Origin of the sequence: Janthinobacterium sp. LS2A (genome assembly GCF_036543145.1) — a bacterium.
In the GTDB taxonomy this organism is placed as follows: domain Bacteria; phylum Pseudomonadota; class Gammaproteobacteria; order Burkholderiales; family Burkholderiaceae_D; genus Janthinobacterium; species Janthinobacterium aestuarii.
Genome location: NZ_JAZHPB010000001.1, coordinates 944,948 through 966,130, shown reverse-complemented (window position 1 = coordinate 966,130; position 21,183 = coordinate 944,948). Strand labels below are relative to the sequence as shown.

Sequence of the window (21,183 nt, the reverse complement as noted above, 5' to 3'; positions counted from 1 at the left end):
CGATTTATTTATTCTTCAGCAAGATCGCCTGCATGTGGCTGCCTGGAATCGCGTACGTGATGCCGCTGGGCGCGCTGATGGCGGCCTCTTTGAGGCCCTTGACGTACACCATGTTGACGATGCCGTAGACGAGACCGGTCTCGGGATCGAACAAGGGGCTGCCGCTGCTGCCCGGATACGCCGTCGCGTCCAGCTGGAACACGGTGTACGGCGCCTTTTGTAGCTGCGCCAGGCGCCGCACGTCGAGGCGCTGGGCGTTTTCGCTGGGCATGACCACCGGTGTCAGCGATGACACGGTGGCGCGGTGCGTCACGTGGCGCAGTCCGAGCAAGGTGCCCAGCGGAAATCCCGTAAACGCCATGGCCTGGCCTTCGCGCACCGTGGCCGCGTCGCCCAGCGCCAGGGCGGGCAGGGGCGCGCCCGCCAGGCGCAGCAATGCCAGGTCGTGTTCCGTGTCCAGCGCCTGGACCTTGGCGGGGCGAAATTGCGTTACGTCACCCTGGCCCGTGAGTATGCCGATGACTTCGTTCGGATTGGCGTCGAGCAGTTTCTGGATCACATGGGCGCAAGTGAGCACGCTCAAGCCGTCGCCCGTCACGAAACCCGTGCCGATGAAATTCATCGGCGGCGTGCGCGTCTTTTGCAGGCTGCCCACGCCGACGATCGATGGTTTGATGCGCGCGATGGTTTGCGCCAGCGGCGCATCGGCGCGGCACGGCACGCTGGCCAAGACCAGGCAAAACACGAGGGCGGACAAGCATGTAAACGGCAGGGCTTTCATGGCGGCGCACTTTCAACGTGAGGAGGTGGCACGGGCTGCAGCAGCGCGCACAGCAGCATCAGATAGCAGAGCAGGGCGATGCGCGGCACGTCGAGCAGACTGTCGAACAGGCCGACGACGAGAAAACCCAGCACGGCGGCGGCGCAGGCCAGCGCGCCTGCATCGCCGCGCGCGGTCTGGCGCAGCAGGCGGTGGCCGGCCAGAACCAGCAGGGCCAGCAAGGACAGGGCGCCGCACCAGCCCGTTTCTATCAGCAAATGCAGTGCCATGCTCTTGATATGCCACGGCAAGTGGTGGTGGTCGCTGCTGAAAAACCAGTAATTATTGGCTTGCGTGAAGCTCCCGTTGGCGATCAGTTCCTCGCCGCCCGGCGCGCGCAAGCTCAGATTGTCGACTTCGAGCACGGATGAGGTGGCCGTGCCGCTGGCCGCCAGTTCCAGCTGCACGGGCGGACGCAGCAGCCAGGCGCCCGCGCCCAGCCAGGCGCTGTCGAACGGCACTTCATAGTGCTGCCATCCCTCCGGCGGGTTGCCAGGCGGCGGCGGGCGCAGGCGCAGCGGAACGTTCACGCAGCCCTGTGCGTACAGCAATTGCCGCTGGCACAGGCGCACCAGCAGCACGGGCATGGGTCCCGTGCGCCGCACGTCGAGCGCCAAAGTGTAGCGCGTCGCGGGCTGCACGGGCAGGCGTTGCAGCAGCCGCAGCAATTCGCCATAGCCGGCGCTGTAGCCGGGACTGGTCAGGCGCACATAGCGGTTTCCCCCTTCGTCCGCATACGCGATGCTGGCCGGCACCTCGCGCTGGGGATTGTGCCAGTAATACGTGGCGGGAAAGCTGCCGCTACCCATGCCGAACAGGCGGTCGCCCCAGTCGGACGACTGCATGGCCAGCGCCTGCCGCCAATGGCGCAAGCGGCCTTGCATGTCGAAGGCCGTGGTGGCGAAACGTTCTGTGGCGTAATAGCTGGCCGACACGGGTATGGCCAGCAGCAGCAGGATGCCGGCCGCACCCGCGATGCTGATGCTGGCGCGGTCCAGCCGCCACAGCGGCGGGCGCAGGCGTCCATTGCACAGCATCAGCATGGCCAGCAGCACGACCAGGCTGGCCGGCAGCAGGGCCGGCGGTCCCGCCCAGTGCCAGCCTATCCAGGCGAGATTGCATGCCAGCATGGTCCACGCCATCATCGCCAGCCCCAGCCTGTCCAGCCCTTTGCCAGCCTTGCCGCCGGCGCTACCGGGCCACAGCGTGCCCACCAGCAGCACGGCGGCCAGCAGGAACAGGAAATACGGGCCTTTCAGCCAGCCGGCCGTTTGCTGGCCGGACGGTTCCGGCCACCAGGCGGCCAGCAAGCCTTGCAGGCACAGCGCGCACAGCACGCTGGCAGGCGCCAGGCTCCACGGCAAGGGCCGCGCCGCCAGCACGAAGCTGGCCGCGAGCAGGACGACGGCGGCCAGCAAGCCCCGGTAGCCGGCCAGGCTGAACATGTACACGAGCAGGACGGTGCCCAGGCCGGCCAGCAGCAGCCTCAGCAACACTCCGCGCGTGGGCAACAGGGAAGAGGCGCGCCGCGCCGCGCCGGGCGCCGTCCGCAGGGTTTGCCAGAATCCCAGCAGCATGGCCGCGGCCAGGGCCGCGTACAAGCCCCGTGAAAAAGTCGTGAACGCCGCGTGCAGGGCCAGGGCCAGCAGCAGCATGGCCAGCACCGCCTGCCAGCGGCTGCTGGCGCGCGCCAGCCACAGCGCGGCAAACGGCAGGCTCAGGGCCAGGTAGCCGTCCAGCGCGGCGCCACCCGTGTGCATGGCGGAAAACGGCGCCGTGATGCGGTAGTCGCTGGACAGGTTCGACAGGCCGGGAAACACGGTCCGTTCCCATAGCGCGAACAGCGACACCATGGCCAGCCCGGCCAGCATGCCCGGCAGCGCGTAGCGGCGCAAGGCGGACGCAGACGCGTCGCGCAGCAGCAGCGGCAACAGCAGCATGCTCCAGGCCCAGGCCTTGCCCAGCCGCAAACTGTTGTAGGGGCTCAGGTAGTTATCCCAGGCATTCAGGTCGAGTGGCGCCAGCGGCAGGACGCCGCGCAGCAGCGCCGCCAGCCAGGCCAGGCTGCACAGCAGCAAACAGGCGCGGGCGGCGGGCGAGAGCCGCGCCGCTGCCGGGTGGGCCGGTCCGCCCAGGCGCCAATAACCGCAGGCCACGGTCAGCAACAGCAGCACGTCGATTTCTTCGAGGAAGAACCAGCCCGTCCACGGCGCCAGGTCCAGCACGGGCAGCAGGGCGGGCACGCAGAACAGCCAGCAGGCGGGACGCCAGCACAGCAGCAGGAAATATGCGGGCAGCAGGGCGGCAAACAACAGGCCGGGCCAGCCGTGCCCCAGCGGATAGTGGCGCAAGGCCAGCATGCAGGCCGCGCCCGCCAGCAGGGCCAGCGGCCGCGCTGCCAGGCCGGGCATGGCAGCGTGCACAGCCATGGCTTACAGCTGGGTCAGCAAGGCCTGCGCCTCGGCCCGCTGTGGAAAGTCCTTGTTGGCGGCCAGCAGTTGTTCCAGCTGCTTGCGCGCACCGCCCTTGTCGCCCGATTTCGCCAGGGCAGCGCCCAGGTGATACTGCACTTCGGGCGACTTCGGCGCCAGTTCCGCCGCCTTGCGCAGCAGGGCTGTGGCGCGCTTGACGTCGCCTTGCTGCAGCACGATCCAGCCCAGGGTGTCGAGCACGGCGGGATTGCCGGGCGACAGCTTCAGTGCCTGCTCGGCCGTGGCCTGCGCGCGCGGATCTTTTTCCTGCTGATACGCCCACGCCAGGTCGTTCAGCGCCACCACGTTATCCGTGTCCTTGGCGACGACATACTGGAAGTGCTCGATGGCGGCGCGGTATTGCTTGGCGGCCAGCCGGGTGCCCGCCAAATAGGTGCGCGTCGGCAAGTCTTCCGGATGCTCCTTCAGCCAGGTGGCCATGCGCGCATCGGCTTCGCGCTCTTGTCCGGAAGCCTGCAAGGCGCGGTACAGCTGCACCTGCAACGGCCCGATGGGGCTGATGCCGAACGCGTGCTGGTACAGCTTGACGGCTTGCTGCGGCAGCTTTTGCTCCATCAGCACGTCGCCCTCGAGCTTGTAGCCGGCCGCCAGCTTCGGCTGCTGTTCCTGTACTTGCCGCGCCACGGCCAGCGCCTCGCGCTGGCGGTTCAGGTTCAGCAGCAGTGCCACTTCGACGACGCGCGCTTCGAGCAGGGTCGGGTCAATCACTTGCGCCCGCTTGACGGCTTGCAGCGCATTCTGGTGGTCGCCCAAGGCCAGGTGCAGGCTGGCGATGCGCATCTGTAAGGGCGCGGACGTGGTCTGTATGCTGGCCAGCTTGTTGTAGCTGTCGAGCGCTGCCGGCGCCAGGCCGGCGCTGTATTCCACCTGGGCGCGCAGGGCCAGCGCATCGGCGTCGCCCGGGTGGCCCGTCTGCAAGGTGCGCGCCAGTTCCAGCGCCTTGTCGGGCGCGCCCGTCTTCAGGTAGAAGTTACTCAGCAGCAGGGCTGGCGCGACGGCATCGGGATTGTCGCGGTGTCCCCGTTCGAGCCAGCGCCGCGCCTCTTCCGTCTTGCCCTGCGACGCGGCCAGCTTGGCCAGCGCCGCGCACAGGTCGGCATTTTTCGGCGCTTTCGCCAGCGCCTTTTCGAAGCGCTGTTTTGCCTGCTCCGGCTTTTTCTCGGCCAGATCGATCTGCGCCAGGTTGTTCAAGGCGGGCAGGTAGACGGGGTCCATGCTCAGCGCTTGCTCGAAACTGGCGCGCGCGGCCGGTAAATCGCGCAAGGCCAGGTAGACGCCGCCTTTCAGGTTCAGCAGCAAGGGATTCGTGCCTTTCTGCTGCTCTTCCATCATCTTGACGCTGGCCAGGGCCTTGTCGTTCTGCTTGTTGCGCAGCAAGGTCATCACCAGCATGGTGCCCGCTTGCGGCGTGCTCTTGTCGAGCATGCTGGCGCGTTCCAGTTCATTGATGGCGCGGCTGTTCTCTCCCATGCCCAGGCGGCTGATGCCCAGGGCCGCATGCAGCTTGGCCGTGTCCGGCGCAAGGGTACTGGCCTGTTCGAAATACGCGGTCGCCTTGTCGTAGCGGCGCGCGCGCAAGTGGGCTTCGCCGGCCAGCGACAGCAGTTCCACGTCTTCCGGAAAGGCGGCCAGCATCGGTTGCAGCAAGTCGATGGCGGCGTCGGTCTTGCCACGCATCAATTCGATCGATGCCATCATCTTGACGGCATACAGATGCCTGGGATACACGGCCAGGAAGCGCCGCAGATAGTTTTCCGCCTGCGGCGGCGAACCGAGCGCCAGTTGCACGGCGCCGGCCAGCAGGATGGACGGCATGTGGTCGGGTGCCGCCTTGAGCACCAGCTGCAAGGCTTGCAGGGCCGCCTTGTTCTTGCCCTGGCGAAAATCGAGCAACGCCTGGGCTTGCAGCAAACCGAGGCTGTTGGGCGCCGTCTTGCGCGCCGTGGCCAGCTGGGCCGACGCTTCCGCGTAGCGGTTTTCCACGATATCGAGGTTGGCCAGGTCGATGTGCGCCTGGGTATTGTCCGGTTTGATCTTCAGGATCTGCATGTAGGCGAGCCGCGCCGGGCCGTTCTTGCCTTGCAGGCGCAGCAGGTCGCCCTGCAGGCGCAAGGCGTCGAGGTTGGCGGGCGCGCTTTTCAAGGCTTGCGCCAGCAGCAGCTCGGCCGCCGGCACCTGGTGGTCGAGCGCCGACAGGCGCGCCAGGCCCAGCAATGCCTCGACCTGGTCGGGATGGGCTTCGAGCAGGCGCGAGTACAGGGCGTGCGCCTCGTCCTGGCGGCCCAGAGCCAGCAAGGCATCGCCGCGCAGGGCCAGCACGCTGGCGGGCTGCGCCGCATCATCGGCAATCTCGGCCAGTACCTTGTCGAACTGGCCCAGCATCAGCCAGGCCTTGCCCAGCAGTGGCATCACTTGCTGCGATGCGAGGCCCAGCGACTTTGCCTTGCGCAATTCCTTCTCGGCAGACAGCGCTTCGCCCGTGTCGATATAGATACTGCCCAGCAGCAAGCGGGCGGCCGCATTGTCCGGCTCCTTTTGCAGCAGGTTCTTCAACTGGATGATGGCGGCCCGCGCTTCGCCTTTCTGGCGGTACTGCTGTGCGTCGGCCAGCAGGCTTTCGCTGCTCTGCGTGCCGTGGCAAGCCGTCAGCAGGGGCAGCAGCAAAGTACAGCACAGCGCGGCGGCCGGCAGGCCAGGGAAAGGGCGGGGCAGGGTAAAGGCCATGGAAATCTCCGGTAGCGGCGTGCGTGGACGATTAGCCGATTCGCGATGGGCGATGGGCATGGCCTAGCTTAAAAAGATGGCCGCAGGACTCCTTGATTGCGCTCAACAAGCCGCTGATTGTCCGCGTGCATGCTGGCCGCCGGCCCGTGTTTCTTGTTCCCGCTCAAGAATGGCCCGATTGGCAACCGTAGAATTTCCCGGACGGCGATGCTCGTGCCGCAACCATTCGGAGCACATGCATATGGACAGCAAGGTGGAAAGCAACGCGAATAGCAAGGTGATTGGCAAGGGCGGCGTGGTGGCCGTGGTGGGGCTCGGCTATGTGGGCTTGCAGTTGGCCGTGGCGTTTGGCATGCGCCAGCGCACGATCGGCTTTGACTTGTCGGCACGCAAGGTGGAAAGCTACCGCAGCCATGTCGACCCGACCGGTGAAGTCAGCACGGAACAGCTGCGCGCGGCGCAATGGCTGAGCGTCGGCTGCGATCCGGCCGAGCTGGAACTGGCCGATTTCATCGTCGTGGCCGTGCCCACGCCGGTCGACAGCGCGCACAATCCCGATTTTTCGGCCCTGGCCGGCGCCAGCGCGGCCGTCGGACGGCACATGCGGCGCGGCGCCATCGTCATCTACGAGTCCACCGTGTATCCGGGCGCCACCGAGGAAATCTGCATCCCCATCCTCGAACAGCATTCGGGCCTGCGCTGGAAGGAAGACTTTCATGTGGGCTTTTCGCCCGAGCGTATCAACCCCGGCGACAAGGACCACACCCTGCACAGCATCCGCAAGGTGGTCTCGGGCGACGACGACGCCACGTTGGACAAGGTGGCCGCCCTGTATGAAGGCGTGGTCGAGGCCGGCGTGCACCGGGCGTCGAGCATCAAGGTGGCCGAGGCGGCCAAGGTGATCGAAAACACGCAGCGCGACCTGAACATCGCGCTGATGAACGAACTGGCCATCATCTTCGACCGCATCGGCATCGACACCCTGGAAGTGCTGCAGGCGGCGGGCACGAAATGGAATTTCCTGCCGTTCCGGCCCGGCCTGGTGGGCGGCCACTGCATCGGCGTCGACCCATACTATTTGACGCACAAGGCGGAAATGCTGGGCTACCACCCGCACGTGATCCTGGCCGGGCGCCGCATCAACGACGGCATGGCCAAGTTCGTGGCGGAAAAAACCATCAAGGAAATGGTGCGGGCCGGCTTCAAATTGAAAGGCTCGCACGTGAACGTGCTGGGCCTGACCTTCAAGGAAAATTGCCCGGACCTGCGCAACTCGAAGGTGGTCGACATGATCCACGAACTGCAATCGTACGGCGTGCAGGTGCACGTGCACGACCCCGTCGCCGATGGCCGCGAAGCGCTGGAAGAATACGGTTTATTGCTGGAGAGCTGGGAACAGCTGCCGCAGGCAGAGGCCATCATCAGCGCCGTCTCGCACCAGGCCTTGCTGGCCCGTCCGCTGGCCGACTTCCAGGCCAAGGTGCTGGAAAACGGCTGTTTCATCGACATCAAATCGCATTTCGACCCCCGTCCGCTGGAAGACGGCGGCCTGCACGTGTGGAGGCTGTGATGGCGGCCGACACCTTCGATCGGGCCGCAAACGCGGCGCGAAGCGCCTCCGCTGGAGATCCTTCTGCCGGCGCCTATGCGCAAGCCTGCGAACAACTGAGCAAGGAACCTCGGCGCTGGCTGGTGACGGGCGTGGCCGGCTTCATCGGTTCGCACCTGCTGGAAACCTTGCTGAAGCTGGGACAGGAAGTGCGCGGCCTCGATAATTTCATGACGGGCCACCGCCACAACCTGGAACAGGTGCGCGCCAGCGTGGGCGAGCAGGCGTGGCAGCGCTTCACCTTCATCGAAGGCGATATCCGCGACCCGCAGGCATGCGCGCGCGCGTGCGGCACGCCTGCGCAGGCCGCCGGCCAGGCTGCCAGCGCCGGCGATGGCGAGGCAGACGGCGAGACAGATGCGGAAGATGGTGGCAGCGGCAGCAGCGGCAGCTTGGCCGGGCGCGGCCGTGCCGGTGGCCCCGTCGCCGCCGTCGATTTTGTGCTGCACCAGGCGGCGCTCGGTTCCGTCTCGCGTTCGCTGGAAGACCCGCTGCTGTGCCACGCCGTCAATGTCAGCGGCTTCCTGAACATGCTGGCCGCCGCGCGCGACGCGGGCGTGCGGCGCTTCGTATATGCGGCCTCGAGCGCCACGTATGGCGACCATCCAGCCCTGCCGAAAGTGGAACAGCACATCGGCGCGCCCCTGTCGCCGTATGCCTTGAGCAAATATGTCAACGAGTTGTATGCGCAAGTGTACGCGCGCTGCTACGCCATGCAGACGGTAGGGCTGCGCTATTTCAATGTCTTCGGTCCGCGCCAGGATCCGCTGGGCGCTTATGCGGCCGTCATTCCCCGCTGGATCGCCGCCATGCTGGACAAGCAGGCCGTGCACATCCATGGCGACGGCGCCACCAGCCGCGACTTCTGCTTCGTGCACAATGCCGTGCAAGCCAATATCCTGGCCGCCACCGGCACCGACCCGGCAGCCGTCAACCAGGTCTACAACGTGGCCGTCAACGCCCGCACCAGCCTGACGCAGCTGCACGCCGCCATGCAGCAGATGCTGCTTGCCGCCCGCCCGCAGCACGTGCCGCTGGCGCCGCGCTATGGCGAATTTCGCGCCGGCGACGTGCGCCATTCGCAGGCGGACATCGCCAAGGCGGCCCGCCTGCTCGGCTATGTCCCCACGCACAACCTGGCGCAAGGCTTGCGGCAGACCATCGCCTGGTATGTGGAACAGGCTGAACGGGCTTGAGGGCCCGGCTTGCCAAGCGCGAGGCACAGTTGGCCAGGTACACCCTGATATCCGCCAGACTGCTGCCGTTCAGTGGTTCAATGTTCAGCGTTGCGCAGGCGGCGCTGCCGGCATGGTTGACGCAGGCGACGCGGGCGGCTCCGGTACGCCTTCGGTCTTGCTGCGCAGAACCCGGGGCGTGCCGCGGAAATCGGCTGTATGCAGGGTGACGGGACGGCGCCAGACGCGGGCGATGTACGCCAGTACCTGCTCCGCCCGCTCCAGGTCGAGGCCGCGCCCGTCGCGCTGGTGATCGTGGCGCAGTACCAGGCTGCCGTCGTCGTTGAGCAGGGTGGCGGCGATGCACGGCGCGCCATAGTTGTATTTGGGCGCCAGGATGGCTTCGCGGATGGCGAGCAAGTCGCGGCTGGCAATTCGTGTTTCGCCATCGCGGTGGCTTTCATGCACGAACAGGCCCAGGCGGTCAGCCAGTTCCCCATCCAGATAGTTGCGAATGAAACTGCAGTCGTCGTCGTCGCGGCAAATCTGGCGCGCCCGCGCCAGTCCTTGGCGCTCGATGATGTGTTCCCACATGCAAAAACCCAGGTGATAGGGGTTGACGGCCAGCGCCTGCTGGTGCTCGCCCGCGTAAGGGCGCACCACGTCCGAGTGCGACTTGATCGCGGACAGGTACAGGGCCTGCGGCAGGAAGTCGGCTTCGCGCAGCAGCCGCGCATGCCAGTACGAGGCCCAGCCTTCGTTCATGATTTGGCAGGAGTACACGGGATAAAAGTAAAACGACTCTTCGCGCACGGCCAGGAAAATGTCGCGTTCCCAGTCGGCCAGTTCCGGCCCATATTGCGCAATGAACCACAGCAAATCGTATTCGGGCTGCGGCGGCACGAGGGGGCGCTGTGCCAGCCGTGCCCGCGCCGCCTCGTGCGCCGCCAGCGCTGCCGCTTCACCGGGCAAGCGCTGGTAACGCCGCGTAAAAGGATCCGCAAAACGATCGTTTGCGCCAAGCCAGTCCTGCGTGCCGGCCACACCGGCTGGCCCGGATGGCGCGGCATAGGGCGGGCGGTGAAGTTCGGCATGGATGTCCACATGCTGTTCCAGCGCCAGTGCCGCGTCGAGCACGGCTTCCACCTGCTCCTGTCCGTGCCGTTGCAGCGCCATTTCGAGACGCTGCGCCCGCGCCGCGCTTTGTTCCAGGATGTGCTGGCCTGCCATGGCGCCGAAACGCAGAAACAGGGCGTTGCGGCTGGCGAAGTCGGCGTGGCCCAGCACGTGGGCCGTGACGAGGGTGTTCTCGGCCACGGAATTGTGCTCGGCCATGTAGGCATGGCAAGGGTCGCCGGGAAACATGACTTCGAACATATGCGAGTTGCCCATCTTTTGATGCACGAGCTGGTGGATGTAGCGCACGCCGAACGACCAGTGGCGCATGCGCACGGGCAAGCCATAGATGGCGATCTCTGCCATGAAGCTGTCCGGCACCAGTTCGAACTCGACGGGCGCAAACTCCAACCCCATTTCCCGCGCCAGCGCTTCGATGCGCGCCGCGTAGCCATCCAGGTTGGCTGTGTCAGACGTCATGCCGTTTCCTCCGTATCGGCCGCCTCGTGCTGGAAAAAGGTGCGGATGGCCGCCCAGATATCGTCATTCCTGCTGAGAATGCTGCTATGCAAGGGCAAGCCGCGCCGTTCCAGCTCGGCAAACAAGCTGTGCATTTCCGTTTCCAGGCTGCGCGGCACGCCGGGCACGGTTTCCACATAGCCCATATAGTTGAGCAAGGCGGCCAGTTCACCGAGGGCCAGGCTGGCCGCTCCCCGGTCTTCGCTGAAATTCTCGCCATCGGATGCATAGAACAGGTAGGCGTTGTAGCGTCCCGGCGCGTAGTGTTCCTGCAGCAATTCGCGGCTCAGGCGAAAGGCGGTGGACGCCATGGTGCCGCCCATGCCATTGACCTGGAAGAACTCGGCTTCGGAAAATTCCCAGGCCCGCGTCGTATGCGCGATAAAGCGCGCTTCCACGCGCGCATACCTGCGGCGCAAGCCCTGCAAGGCAAAGAAAAAGAAGGATTTGGCCAGCTTGCGCTCGGCCTGTGCCATGCTGGCCGATACGTCCAGCACGAAAAACACGACGGCATTCGTGCTGGGCCGTGGCTGTTGCAGTACCTGGCGGTAGCGCAAGTCGTCATTGGTGAAAGGCACGGGTTGCGCTTGCAGGGCGCGCCGTTTGATCGCTTCCTTGACGGTGCGCCGCCGGTCCAGCCGCGAACGGGCGCCATGTCGGTCCAGGCCGCTACGCACGAGCCGTACGTCGTCGATAGCGCCCAGGTGGCGCGGTTTCAGGTGCGGCAGTTCGAAAGCCTCCCACAGCCATTCGAGTATGTCGTCGATGGGAAATTCGAGCAGCAGGCGCACGGCTCCCTCGCCATCGCCGCCGTCGCCTTGCGTTCCGCCCCCGTCCGTGGTGGCGGGACGGGCCGCGCGCAGGATATCGCCGGGCTGGCCGTCACCCTGGCCAGCGCCCACGCTGTTGCGCGCGGGTGCCAGGCGGAAACGTGCATGTTCGAGCAGGTGCATGGGGACTTGCACTGTGCGCTGCTGCGGCCCGCCGATCAGGTCAGGCGTGGCGATCAGTTCGGGCAAGTGCGCCTGCACGGCGTCGCGCACTTTCTGGTTGTGGCGCAGCCAGTCGCGCGCGCCACGCGAGAACAGCCCGTACCAGGGGCGGGCCAGTGCCGGCGTGGACGATCCCACTGGACTATCGTGCTTGGCGCTGCCTGGCGAGGTCGTGGCGGACATGGCTATTCCTGCGCCAGCAAGGTGGTCACGTAGTTGAGCGCTTCGCGCGCGCTATGGGCGTCATAGCCATATTCGTCGACCAGGCGCTGTTCGACGGCGGAGATCCTGGCCCGCACGTCGTCATCGGGCCGCTTGGCCGAGCCCACGAGGCGCAGCACGTCGCGCCGCTGCTCGAACAGATATTGCTGGATGGCGTCGTGCAATTGCGCATGGCTGCCCAGGCCAAACGCCTCGCCCCGCTTGAAGGCGCTCATGGCCTTGCGTACCACTTCTTGGCGGAAAGATTGCTTGCCCGAGTCGCTGATGTGGATTTTCTCTTCCACGGCGCGCAGGAAGCGCTCGTCGGGACGGCGTTCTTCGCTGGTGATGGGGTCGCGGATCTGGCGGTTGTCGAGCATGGCTTCGACTTCATCGAGATATTTGTTCAGCAAGTCTTGCGCTTCCTGCTCGAACGATACGAACAGGGCCTTGTGCACGTCAGCCTTGACCCAGCGGTTATAGAAATCCTTGCGCGTAAGCACCAGGTAATCGACCCACTTGCGCTTGCGCCGCGGTTCGATGCGCGCATCGCTTTCGATGCCATCTTTCAGGGCCAGCAGCACGTCCATGGTGGACAGGCTGTTGCGCTGGGCGGAAATGATGGCGTGCGACAGGGCATTGATGACGAAACGGGGCGAGACGCCCGACAGGCCTTCGTCGGGCGCCTTGTCGCGCTCGCGCACGCGGCGGATGTCGGCATGCTGCAAGTCGTCGACGTCTTCGTCGGCATACACGCGCAGTTTCTTGACCAGTTCGGCTTCCTTGTCGTCGCCCTCGGGCAAGCGGCTGAGGATGGCAAACACGGCCGCCGCATGCAGCACGTGCGGATCGAGGTGCACGTCGCGGAACGCGGGCGCGGCCGCCTGGATCAGCTTGCGGTAAATGCGCGCTTCTTCGCGGTAATTGAGCGTGTACGGCACTTGCACGATGACCATGCGGTCGAGCAAGGCCTCGTTTTCGCTTTCTTGCAGGAATTTGCGAAATTCGGCCAGATTCGTGTGCGCGAGGATGGTTTCGTCGAGGTAAATCAGGGGAAAGCGCGACACCTTGACATTCTTTTCCTGCGTCAGGGTCAGCAGCAGGTAGAGGAATTCCCGCTTGACCTTGAGGATCTCGATCATTTCCAGCATGCCGCGGCTGGCCGCATACACGGCGCCGGACCACGACCAGGCGCGCGGATCGCCTTCGTCGCCGTACTGCGCCACTTTCGACAGGTCGACGGAACCCACGAGGTCGGCCAGGTCGGCCGTGGTGGGATCGTGCGGCGCATACGTGCCGATGCCGCAGCGGCCCGCCTCGGACAGGTGGATGCGCTCGACGGGCATGCGCAGGAAGTCGCCCGCGTACTGTTCTTCCAGGCGGGCGCGGCAATGGGGACACAGTTCACCGTGCAGCTCGGCATCATAGCTGGCGCGAAAGTCGGCGCGCATGCTGTGCGGCACCAGGTGCAGCGGCGATTCGTGCACGGGACAGCCGGCGATGCCGTACAGCGCACCTTCACTGCTGTGGCTGTATTCTTCCAGCCCCCGCTTGAGCAGGATCACCATGGTCGACTTGCCGCCCGACGGCGGGCCCAGCAACAGCAGCATGCGCCGGCCCACTTCGGAGCCGGCGGCGGCCGCCTTGAAGTAGGCGGCGACGCGGTCGATCGCCTCGTCGATGCCGAACAGCTCGTCGTCGAACAGGCGGCAGCGGAAACGTCCGGCATCGTCCGTCTGGCCGTTCCAGCGCATCATGTCCCACAGGTACTGGTGCGCGCTGCGCGTCAGCAGAGCCGCGCGGCCGGGCAGGATCTGCTCGATGAAGTCGGCAAAACTGCCGCGCCAGGGACTGATGCGGTGTTTTTCCGCCCAGGCCGCCATGCCGTGCATAAAACCGGCATGTTGGTCCGCAGGCGCGTCGTCGGATTGGCGTGTCATACCAGGGCTCGTCATTGTTCCCCCATCCATACCGTTGCTGCCGTGGAGCAGACCCAATTCCAGCCTGCCAGCCAAGTATACGGCGCTGCCTCTGCCCGCACGCCTGATCTCGCTCAACCTTGACGAGGGAACTATTTTTATCCTTGCTGCCCCCGCTGGGACAGGGCGGCCATGTGTCGGCGCGGTTCAACCCAGATCAATACCGGCCCGCGCGGCCAGCCCACACTGGTGTTTCGGAACGACCCACGAGGAGAGCATGATGATTGGCAATGAGAATGGTTTCAGCGCCCCGCCTGGCGGCAGCGGCAGGGGACAAAGCGCGGACGATGAAGAGGCCGTCGGCCAATTTGCCGCCCCCGGCGAAGACGACAATACGATCGAGAGCGCGTCCGTCTCGGACGTGCCCGACGCCTTGAGCGGTGTCAGCATGGAATTGCTGGAAATCAAGCGCAGCATCGAAGACGGCATGCGCCAGTCCATCTCCCAGGCGGCCGGCGTGCGCGCGGCCGATGCCTTCAGCGACGGCGGAAATATCCAGGGCGTGTCCATCGGCCTGGGCGAGGGCGCCAGCGACAGCTCGTCCGGCGAGCCGGGCTTGCCGGCCCTGACCCTGTACGTGGCCGAGCCCACTTCCGTCGACCGCGCCAAGGCCGCCATCGTGGGCGCCATGGGCGTGCGCGCCGTGTCGAGCGACAGGGTGCCCGTCAACATCGTCGTCACGGGCGTGATCGATGCGCAGCCGCACCGTTTCCGCTTGCGCCCCGCGCCGGGCGGCGTGTCGGTCGGGCATTTCCGCATCACGGCCGGTACCATCGGCTGCCTGGCCGTGGGGCGCAGCGCGCCGCGCAACAGCCGCTTGATGATCCTTAGCAACAATCACGTGCTGGCCAATTCCAATGGCGGCGTCTTCAACGACTGCATCGTGCAGCCTGGCCCCATCGACGGCGGCCGCTGTCCGCAAGACCAGGTCGCCGTGCTCGAGCGCTTCGTGCCCATCAATTTCAGCGGCGGCGTCAATTTCGTCGATTGCGCCACCGGCTGGGCCTGGCCAGACAGGGTGCGTCCCGAACTGGTCTACCTGAGCGGCGGCGTGCCCGCGTACTTCCGCATCAGCAATGCGCTGGTGGCGCCCGCGCTAGGCATGATGGTCGGCAAGTCCGGCCGCACGACGCAATTGACGCAGGGCCGCATCACGGGCCTGGGCGCCACCATCAACGTCAATTACGGCGGCGGCAGGATCGCGCTGTTCCAGGACCAGATCGCCATCACGGGCGTGAGCGGGGCGTTCAGCGCGGGCGGCGATTCCGGTTCCTCCATCTGGACCTGGAACCAGCAGCGCAATCCCGTCGGTTTGCTGTTTGCCGGCGGCAATAACATCACCTTTGCCAACCAGATGCGGCGGGTGGTGGTGGCGCTCGACATCAATTTGTATACTTGAACCCTTGAGGAGACGGCGCGGCGCAGGTGTCGCGCCGCCTCGTCCTTGTATAACGCTGTTTTTTGCACGATGATGATGGTATGAGGGGCAGCAGCCATGTGCCCGGCGAACGGCGCTGCGGCACACGATGGCCGGGTGTATCATGGAAGGCATCAGGAGGGTGGGTCATGTCAAACAGTAAATTCGCACAATCGCCCTATGGCGTCTTCGAGGACGCCGCCATGCCGTATTTGCCGGATGAGACTCTTGGACACGGCATGGGGCAATATGCTCCTGCCGCGCCCCAGGGCCGGCTGGAAGCGGCGAAGCGGCGCAACGAGCGGGCGCTGATGGCCATCGACGGCGTGGAAGGTGTCAGCGTGGGACAGACGGCCGTGGGCAAGGAAGCGCTCGTCGTGTATCTGCGCGACTCGTCCGTCAAGCGGAGCGTGCCGTCTCAGGTCGAGGGTTATCCGGTGGAAACGAGCATCACGGGCCAGATCGATATCCAGCGCTGGTAGGCAGCAAGCGGGCCTGGGCACCTTGCCGCGGCGGAGCGTTGCGATAGAAGACCTGTTGCCAGGCCTTCCATGCAGTCTTGCAGCCTGCCTTATTTGCTCAGGCGGCCGATCGCTTCGGCCACGCCCGCGCCATAGGCGGGGTCGCACAGGGTGCAGTTGCCGATGTGGCGTTGCTTGACTTGCTCCGACGCGCCCGAGATGGCGCGCGCCGTGTTGTCGAACAAGGCTTGCTGCTGCGCCGCGGTCATCAGGCGGAACAGGGCGCGCGGCTGCGAATAGTAATCCTCGTCAACGCGGTGGTTCCAATGGTCGGCCGCGCCTTCGATGCTCAATGGCGGCTCGCGGAAATCGGGCTGCTCGGCCCATTCCTGCTCGCTGTTCGGTTCATAGCCCAGGGTGCCGCCCATGTTGCCGTCGACGCGCATCTGGCCGTCGCGGTGGTAGCTGTGGAACGGGCATTTCGGCGCGTTGACAGGGATATGGCTGTGATTGACGCCAAGGCGGTAGCGCTGCGCGTCGCCATACGAGAACAGCCGGCCTTGCAGCATCTTGTCCGGCGAAAAGCTGATGCCGGGCACCACGTTGGCCGGGTTGAAGGCCGCCTGTTCCACTTCGGCAAAGTGGTTGTCGGCATTGCGGTTCAGTTCCAGCACGCCTACTTCGATCAGCGGATAGTCGCCATGCGGCCACACTTTCGACAGGTCGAACGGGTTGAGGTGATACGTGCCTGCCTCTTTTTCCGGCATGATCTGCACGTACAGGGTCCAGCGGGGGAAATCCTTGTTTTCGATGCTTTCGTACAGGTCGCGGTGCGAGCTTTCGCGGTCCTTGCCGACCAGTTCTTCGGCTTCGGCGTCCGTCAGGTTTTGAATCCCTTGCTGGGTTTTCAAGGTGAACTTGACCCAGAAACGCTCGTTTTGCGCATTCAGGAAGCTGAAAGTATGGCTGCCGAAGCCGTGCATGTGGCGGAAGCTGCGCGGCAAGCCACGGTCGCTCATCACCACCGTGACCTGGTGCAGGGCTTCGGGCAGCGAAGTCCAGAAATCCCAGTTGCTGTTGGCGCTGCGCAAGCCCGTGCGCGGGTCACGCTTGATGGCGTGATTCAGATCGGGAAATTTCAAGGGGTCGCGCATGAAGAAGACGGGCGTGTTGTTGCCGACCAGGTCCCAGTTGCCTTCTTCCGTGTAGAACTTCAGGGCGAAGCCGCGGATATCGCGTTCCGCGTCCGCCGCGCCCCGTTCGCCGGCCACCGTGGAAAAGCGCGCGAACATCGGCGTTTTCTTGCCCACTTCGCCAAAGATTTTAGCCCGCGTGTAGCGCGTGATGTCGTGCGTGACGGTAAACGTGCCGTACGCGCCGGAACCCTTGGCATGCATGCGGCGCTCGGGGATGACTTCACGGTCGAAGTGGGCCAGCTTTTCCAGGAACCACACATCTTGCAGCAGGGCGGGGCCGCGCGGACCGGCCGTCTGGATGTTCTGGTTGTCGACGACAGGCGCGCCAAAGGCGGTGGTCAGCTTTTTCATTGGACTCTTTCTTTCATGGCTAGGCAGAGCAATGGACGCACCGGCGCTACTCAAACACTGGCTGGGTTGAATGAACACTCACCGGGGCTGGTCCAGAGTAAAATTTCTAAAATGCAAACCAGTGTAAACTTTTTTATGCGGGATGGCTTGCCACGCCGCCCGAGCAAGCTCAGGCGGCGTCCTTGCATCATAAGCGCTGAATAGCTGCCGCTCCCGCACGCTTGCAAGTTGCAAGTATATAAAGGCTGGTTACGATCACGCCACTGGCCTTTTGCCCAGTTCTTAAAACTTGTTCCAGTTGTTATGCCTGTGCTCCGTCGCTTCCTTCATCAGGTGGCCGGCGCGCAGGGCGTCGTCCGCCTGCACCGTCATGGCCAGTTCCTGGATGGCGGGCGGATATTCGTGGTGGGCCGCTTCTTCCAGCAGCGCATGGCCCTTGGCCAGGTCGCGCGGCACGCCGCGGCCTTCGCGGTAGGCGTTGTACAGCAAAAACATGGCGTGCGGATTGCCCAGCTCGCTTGACCTGGCCAGCCAGCGGGCCGCTTCACCCTGATCTTTCGGCACGCCTTCGCCATTCGCCGCCAGCAGGCCCAGCATCAGGGCCGCCTTCGCATGGCCTTGCTGGGCCGCTTGCCGGTACCACAGCCACGCCTGGCCAGGCGTAGCCGCGCGCAGCATCTGGCCCAGTTCGAAGGCCGCTTCCGTGTCGCCCGCGCGCGCCGCCTGTTCGAACAGGCTCAAGGCTTCGGCGCGGCGTTCGGGACGGGGCTGGTAAATCAGCGCCAGTTCGCGTTCGGCGACGGGCATGTCCTTGGCGGCCCAGCTGCGTACCTTGCGCTCGGCCTGGTGGTCGCCCGCCTGGCGCGCATGCATGGCGACGGCTTCGATTTCCGCCGCCGTGGGCGGTGGCGACGACTGGCAGGCGGTCAAGAACGTTGCCAGCACGACGGCGGGCAGGGAGAGTGGATGTTTCATCTGGATCAGCTTTCATCAAGACAGGACGGAACCGCCGCGGTTCCGGCCATGGACCTTATTTGCTCAGGTCGATGCGGTACTTGGCGAAACCGCTGGCGTCGAGTCCGCCTTCGGCCGCCACGTTGGCGATGCCGCTGCCTTGCGCCAGCGCCAGATGGCCCGGTGCCGAGCGCAGGATCACGGGGCCGGCCGTGGCCGTCTTGACGAAGCTCCAGCTGCGTGCGCTGCCATTGTTGGCCAGGGTGACCTTGCCGCCCTTGGTGCTCAGCGACGCTAGGTAGTTGCTGACCACGGCCTGGTTCGCATCGGGCGACTTGATGATGGTCTTGCTGCCATCGATGCCGGGCACGGCGCCGCCGCCACCGGCGCGGTAGTCGTTGGTGGCAACGATGAAGTCATCGCCATCGGCCACGGGCGCACCTTTGTACGTGAGGTTGACGATGCGGCTGCCCGGTTTTTTCGTCACGTCGATCTGGTACGTCAGCGCATTGTTTTCCGCGTAGAACACGTCATAGTTATAGATCGTGCCATACGAGGGCACCAGGTCCTGCTCGGCCGTGGTGCTTGGGTCGATCTGGGCAAATTGCTTGGCCGACGTTTCCAGCCACGCCTTCAAGTCCGATCCCTTGATTTTGACGGCTTGCAAGTTGTTATTGCTATATAAATACAGGTCGCCCGGATTGCGCACCTGCAAGCCGACCGGTGTGGCCGGCGTCGCGCCCGCGGCCACGTCCGTAAAGTCCGATGGTCCGTTGCGGCCCGCCTTGAACGGCGCGCTGCACGAAATGACGGGAATATTCTTGTAGCTGGCCAAGGTGGCGTCCGTGCTGGTGGCGATGAAGTTCTTCACATAGTCGAGCTGCGCCTGGTTCACCAGCTGGATGGCGCTCACGTCGCCCACCAGCGCGAAGTAGGCCGACATCTCGAAATCGGTGCTGATGCCCAGCGGCTGCTTGGCGTAGGCGATGGTTGCCGCGTGCTCGGTGGCCACGAGAGGCGCGATGGCCGGATCGGCTTTCACGAGAGTCGTGCCATCCGTGTACTTGAAGCCGCGCGATTCCACCGTCGTCTTGGCCGGCTGCACTACCCACTTGCCGCTTTGATACACCATCGTCAGCTTGATGATGCCCAGGCGGCGGCCCCAGCTTTGCGCCATGACGGTCGGCACGCCGTTCACAAAGCCGTTGACGGCGTCGATCTTGGCGCTGGCCGGGAAGGCGGAAAACGAGGCGTCCAGCGCGGCCGCACCCACTTCCTTGCCTTTCGGGAAGATCAGGTGCGAATGGCCGATCATCAGCGCGTCGATGCCCGTGGTGGTCAAATGATAGCTGCCGTTTTCCATCTTCGGGCTGTAGGCGCTCGTGTCCAGGCCGCCATGCGACAGGGCCACGACGAGGTCGGCGCCTTTGCTGCGCAATTCCGGCACGTACTGTTTCGCCGCTTCCTGCACGCCCGTCACGCTGACCTTGCCAGCGAGCACTTTCTGATCCCATTCGAGGATTTGCGGCGGTACAAAGCTCAACACGCCCACATTGATTTTGACGGTGAGCTTGCTGCCATCGGGCGCCGTGGCGGCGAATTCACGCGGCAGCACCGTGTAGGGTTGGAAGATGGGCTTGCCGCTGGATACGCCGACGACGTTGCTCAGCACGGAAGGGAAGGCGGGCGCGCCACACGTGCCCGTCGGCTTGGCCACGCCGGGAATGCCGAAATCCGTGTTGGTGATCTGGCTCAGGTAAGGCAAGCCGTAGTTGAACTCATGGTTGCCCATGCCGCCCGCGTCGTATTTCAGCGCGTTCATGGCTTTATGCACGGCCAGGGTGCCGCTGCACGGAACGGGCGCGGCAACGGCTTGCAAGTCGGCCAGCAAAGTGCCCTGGATGACGTCGCCATCGTCGAGCAGCACGTTGTTCGGATTTTCCGCGCGCGCCGCCTGGATCAGGGTCGACGTGCGTTCCAGGCCCAGGCTCGTGTCTTCGGCCAGCGCATAGTAGTTATAGCTCAACACGTTCGAGTGGATATCGGTGGTTTCCAGCAATGCCACGGTGACCGTCGTGCCCTCGGGAATGGCCGGCGCCGTGTTTGAACTGCCGTTGCAAGCAACGAGACCCGCACTTGCCAGCGCCGCCAGCATGACCCTATTTGTTTTCATTACCGCCCTCGCAGAGATTCAAAGGACGCGACTGTAACGCCGCCATGTGACGCGGCGATGACAGCCGTGCAAGGCGCATGGATACAGGCTTACGTGCAGGCGGCCACGGCCTTGGCCAGCCAGGCCGCATCGACGGGCCCCAGGCGCCGCGTGCAGATCCGATGTTGAGAAGTCAGGATCACTGTGTACGGCAAGCCCTTGATTTGATTGCCAAAGGTTGGCAGCAAGGCGGGTAAAGCCAGGGCCTGGGGATAGCTGGCCCGGTGCTGCCGCAGGAACGCTTGCGCGGCCGCCCGCGTATCGATGGCGATGCCGATGAAGGGGAGTTTCTGCTGCTTGGCGGCATGGGCATGCAATATCGGCAACTCCAGGATGCAGGGCAGGCAGTTGCTGGCCCAGAAGTTCAGCACCACTGGCTGGTTCTGGAACTGGTCGAGCTTCAGCCGGCCATCGCCATCGAGGCGGGCCAAGTCAAAGGATAGCGGCGCGGCAGCCGCATGGCTGGCCAGCAACAGCAATAGCGCCGGCCAGCGCGTCATTGCGGCACCACGGCCGCGTCCGTCATGCGGTAATACAGGCCCATGGGATCGCTGGCCAGCACTTTCAGCTTGCCTTGCACGATGAACGGCGCATAGCTGAATTTCACGGCTGTGCGGCTTTTGATCTCCACCACGCCTTCCGGGCCGGCCGGCAGACAAAAGGGGCAACTGGCCGAGGTGACGGTCAGCAGGAAGTGTGTCTGCTTTTGCCCCGGTTCCAAGGGCATCATGAAGCCTTGCACTTTCACGTCCGTATTGTCGAGCGCGCTGATTTCCGGCGTGTATTTCGGCACCATGCGGCCCTTTTTCGCCTTGACCGTGGTGGCCTTGCCCAGCAGTTTCCACGACACGACGCCGGGCAAGTCCGTCAACGGAGCGAAGAACGACGGTGGTTCGTCGGCGGGGGCGGCGCAGGCAGAGCCGGCCAGCAGCAGTCCAACGCTCAATAGCATGATTTTCAGCATG

Annotated in this window: 15 protein-coding genes; 4 read left to right on the top strand and 11 right to left on the bottom strand. The window is 65.0% G+C overall.

Annotation, left to right across the window (positions count from 1 at the left end; all coding sequences use genetic code 11):
- Positions 1-4: 4 nt before the first annotated feature.
- Genes V3C40_RS04485 through prsT form a run of 3 tightly spaced genes read right to left on the bottom strand, consistent with a single transcriptional unit; the run spans position 5 to position 6,036 of the window.
- Complete coding sequence (locus V3C40_RS04485; RefSeq protein ID WP_034748378.1) at positions 5-781, bottom strand: S1 family peptidase; 777 nt, start codon at positions 779-781, stop codon at positions 5-7.
- On the bottom strand, positions 778-3,249 hold the full coding sequence (locus V3C40_RS04480; protein WP_331776662.1) for a hypothetical protein: 2,472 nt from the start codon (positions 3,247-3,249) through the stop codon (positions 778-780). Before V3C40_RS04480 ends, V3C40_RS04485 begins: the two co-directional genes overlap by 4 nt.
- 3 nt (positions 3,250-3,252) lie before the next feature.
- Complete coding sequence (gene prsT / locus V3C40_RS04475) at positions 3,253-6,036, bottom strand: XrtA/PEP-CTERM system TPR-repeat protein PrsT (RefSeq protein WP_331776661.1); 2,784 nt, start codon at positions 6,034-6,036, stop codon at positions 3,253-3,255.
- 241 nt (positions 6,037-6,277) lie between these two features.
- Between prsT and V3C40_RS04470 the strand changes: the two genes are divergently transcribed.
- Complete coding sequence (locus V3C40_RS04470) at positions 6,278-7,606, top strand: nucleotide sugar dehydrogenase (protein WP_331776852.1); 1,329 nt, start codon at positions 6,278-6,280, stop codon at positions 7,604-7,606.
- Positions 7,606-8,841, top strand: coding sequence for an SDR family oxidoreductase (locus tag V3C40_RS04465; protein WP_331776660.1), 1,236 nt, complete (start codon positions 7,606-7,608; stop codon positions 8,839-8,841). The genes V3C40_RS04470 and V3C40_RS04465 overlap by 1 nt, the downstream gene beginning before the upstream one ends.
- Before the next feature lie 84 nt (positions 8,842-8,925).
- On the opposite strand, the gene V3C40_RS04460 is transcribed toward V3C40_RS04465, so the two are convergent.
- The 3 genes from V3C40_RS04460 to V3C40_RS04450 are packed head-to-tail and all read right to left on the bottom strand — an operon-like array spanning position 8,926 to position 13,588.
- Complete coding sequence (locus tag V3C40_RS04460) at positions 8,926-10,416, bottom strand: SpoVR family protein (RefSeq protein WP_331776659.1); 1,491 nt, start codon at positions 10,414-10,416, stop codon at positions 8,926-8,928.
- Positions 10,413-11,630 (bottom strand): DUF444 family protein, encoded by a 1,218-nt coding sequence (locus V3C40_RS04455; RefSeq protein WP_331776658.1) that lies wholly within the window; start codon positions 11,628-11,630, stop codon positions 10,413-10,415. Before V3C40_RS04455 ends, V3C40_RS04460 begins: the two co-directional genes overlap by 4 nt.
- A 2-nt stretch (positions 11,631-11,632) precedes the next feature.
- On the bottom strand, positions 11,633-13,588 hold the full coding sequence (locus V3C40_RS04450) for a serine protein kinase (protein ID WP_331776657.1): 1,956 nt from the start codon (positions 13,586-13,588) through the stop codon (positions 11,633-11,635).
- A 256-nt stretch (positions 13,589-13,844) separates the two neighbouring features.
- Between V3C40_RS04450 and V3C40_RS04445 the strand changes: the two genes are divergently transcribed.
- Together V3C40_RS04445 and V3C40_RS04440 are read left to right on the top strand one after the other, a co-directional pair.
- On the top strand, positions 13,845-15,026 hold the full coding sequence (locus V3C40_RS04445; protein WP_254671487.1) for a S1 family peptidase: 1,182 nt from the start codon (positions 13,845-13,847) through the stop codon (positions 15,024-15,026).
- Positions 15,027-15,193: 167 nt separating this feature from the next.
- Complete coding sequence (locus tag V3C40_RS04440) at positions 15,194-15,526, top strand: hypothetical protein (protein WP_331776656.1); 333 nt, start codon at positions 15,194-15,196, stop codon at positions 15,524-15,526.
- Positions 15,527-15,615: 89 nt separating this feature from the next.
- Here V3C40_RS04440 and V3C40_RS04435 read toward each other — a convergent pair whose 3' ends face one another.
- From V3C40_RS04435 to V3C40_RS04415, 5 genes are all read right to left on the bottom strand, one after another.
- On the bottom strand, positions 15,616-17,052 hold the full coding sequence (locus tag V3C40_RS04435) for a catalase (protein ID WP_128141539.1): 1,437 nt from the start codon (positions 17,050-17,052) through the stop codon (positions 15,616-15,618).
- Between the two features lie 282 nt (positions 17,053-17,334).
- Positions 17,335-18,027: a tetratricopeptide repeat protein gene (locus V3C40_RS04430; RefSeq protein WP_331776655.1), complete on the bottom strand. Its 693-nt coding sequence runs from the start codon at positions 18,025-18,027 to the stop codon at positions 17,335-17,337.
- A 55-nt stretch (positions 18,028-18,082) separates the two neighbouring features.
- Positions 18,083-20,179, bottom strand: coding sequence for a bifunctional 2',3'-cyclic-nucleotide 2'-phosphodiesterase/3'-nucleotidase (locus tag V3C40_RS04425; RefSeq protein WP_331776654.1), 2,097 nt, complete (start codon positions 20,177-20,179; stop codon positions 18,083-18,085).
- An 89-nt stretch (positions 20,180-20,268) separates the two neighbouring features.
- Positions 20,269-20,718 carry a TlpA family protein disulfide reductase gene (locus tag V3C40_RS04420; protein ID WP_331776653.1) on the bottom strand — a complete coding sequence of 150 codons (450 nt, stop codon included), beginning with the start codon at positions 20,716-20,718 and terminating at the stop codon, positions 20,269-20,271.
- The gene (locus tag V3C40_RS04415; RefSeq protein ID WP_331776652.1) at positions 20,715-21,182 is read right to left on the bottom strand and encodes a DUF3299 domain-containing protein; all 468 of its coding nucleotides are present in this window, start codon (positions 21,180-21,182) and stop codon (positions 20,715-20,717) included. Before V3C40_RS04415 ends, V3C40_RS04420 begins: the two co-directional genes overlap by 4 nt.
- Between the last annotated feature and the right edge of the window lies 1 nt (position 21,183).

Coding starts and splice junctions, on each gene's coding strand:
- V3C40_RS04485 (WP_034748378.1), bottom strand. CDS start 781: ATGAAAGCCCTGCCGTTTACATGCTTGTCCGCCCTCGTGTTTTGCCTG.
- V3C40_RS04480 (WP_331776662.1), bottom strand. CDS start 3,249: ATGGCTGTGCACGCTGCCATGCCCGGCCTGGCAGCGCGGCCGCTGGCC.
- prsT (WP_331776661.1), bottom strand. CDS start 6,036: ATGGCCTTTACCCTGCCCCGCCCTTTCCCTGGCCTGCCGGCCGCCGCG.
- V3C40_RS04470 (WP_331776852.1), top strand. CDS start 6,278: ATGGACAGCAAGGTGGAAAGCAACGCGAATAGCAAGGTGATTGGCAAG.
- V3C40_RS04465 (WP_331776660.1), top strand. CDS start 7,606: ATGGCGGCCGACACCTTCGATCGGGCCGCAAACGCGGCGCGAAGCGCC.
- V3C40_RS04460 (WP_331776659.1), bottom strand. CDS start 10,416: ATGACGTCTGACACAGCCAACCTGGATGGCTACGCGGCGCGCATCGAA.
- V3C40_RS04455 (WP_331776658.1), bottom strand. CDS start 11,630: ATGTCCGCCACGACCTCGCCAGGCAGCGCCAAGCACGATAGTCCAGTG.
- V3C40_RS04450 (WP_331776657.1), bottom strand. CDS start 13,588: ATGACACGCCAATCCGACGACGCGCCTGCGGACCAACATGCCGGTTTT.
- V3C40_RS04445 (WP_254671487.1), top strand. CDS start 13,845: ATGATGATTGGCAATGAGAATGGTTTCAGCGCCCCGCCTGGCGGCAGC.
- V3C40_RS04440 (WP_331776656.1), top strand. CDS start 15,194: ATGTCAAACAGTAAATTCGCACAATCGCCCTATGGCGTCTTCGAGGAC.
- V3C40_RS04435 (WP_128141539.1), bottom strand. CDS start 17,052: ATGAAAAAGCTGACCACCGCCTTTGGCGCGCCTGTCGTCGACAACCAG.
- V3C40_RS04430 (WP_331776655.1), bottom strand. CDS start 18,027: ATGAAACATCCACTCTCCCTGCCCGCCGTCGTGCTGGCAACGTTCTTG.
- V3C40_RS04425 (WP_331776654.1), bottom strand. CDS start 20,179: ATGAAAACAAATAGGGTCATGCTGGCGGCGCTGGCAAGTGCGGGTCTC.
- V3C40_RS04420 (WP_331776653.1), bottom strand. CDS start 20,718: ATGACGCGCTGGCCGGCGCTATTGCTGTTGCTGGCCAGCCATGCGGCT.
- V3C40_RS04415 (WP_331776652.1), bottom strand. CDS start 21,182: ATGCTGAAAATCATGCTATTGAGCGTTGGACTGCTGCTGGCCGGCTCT.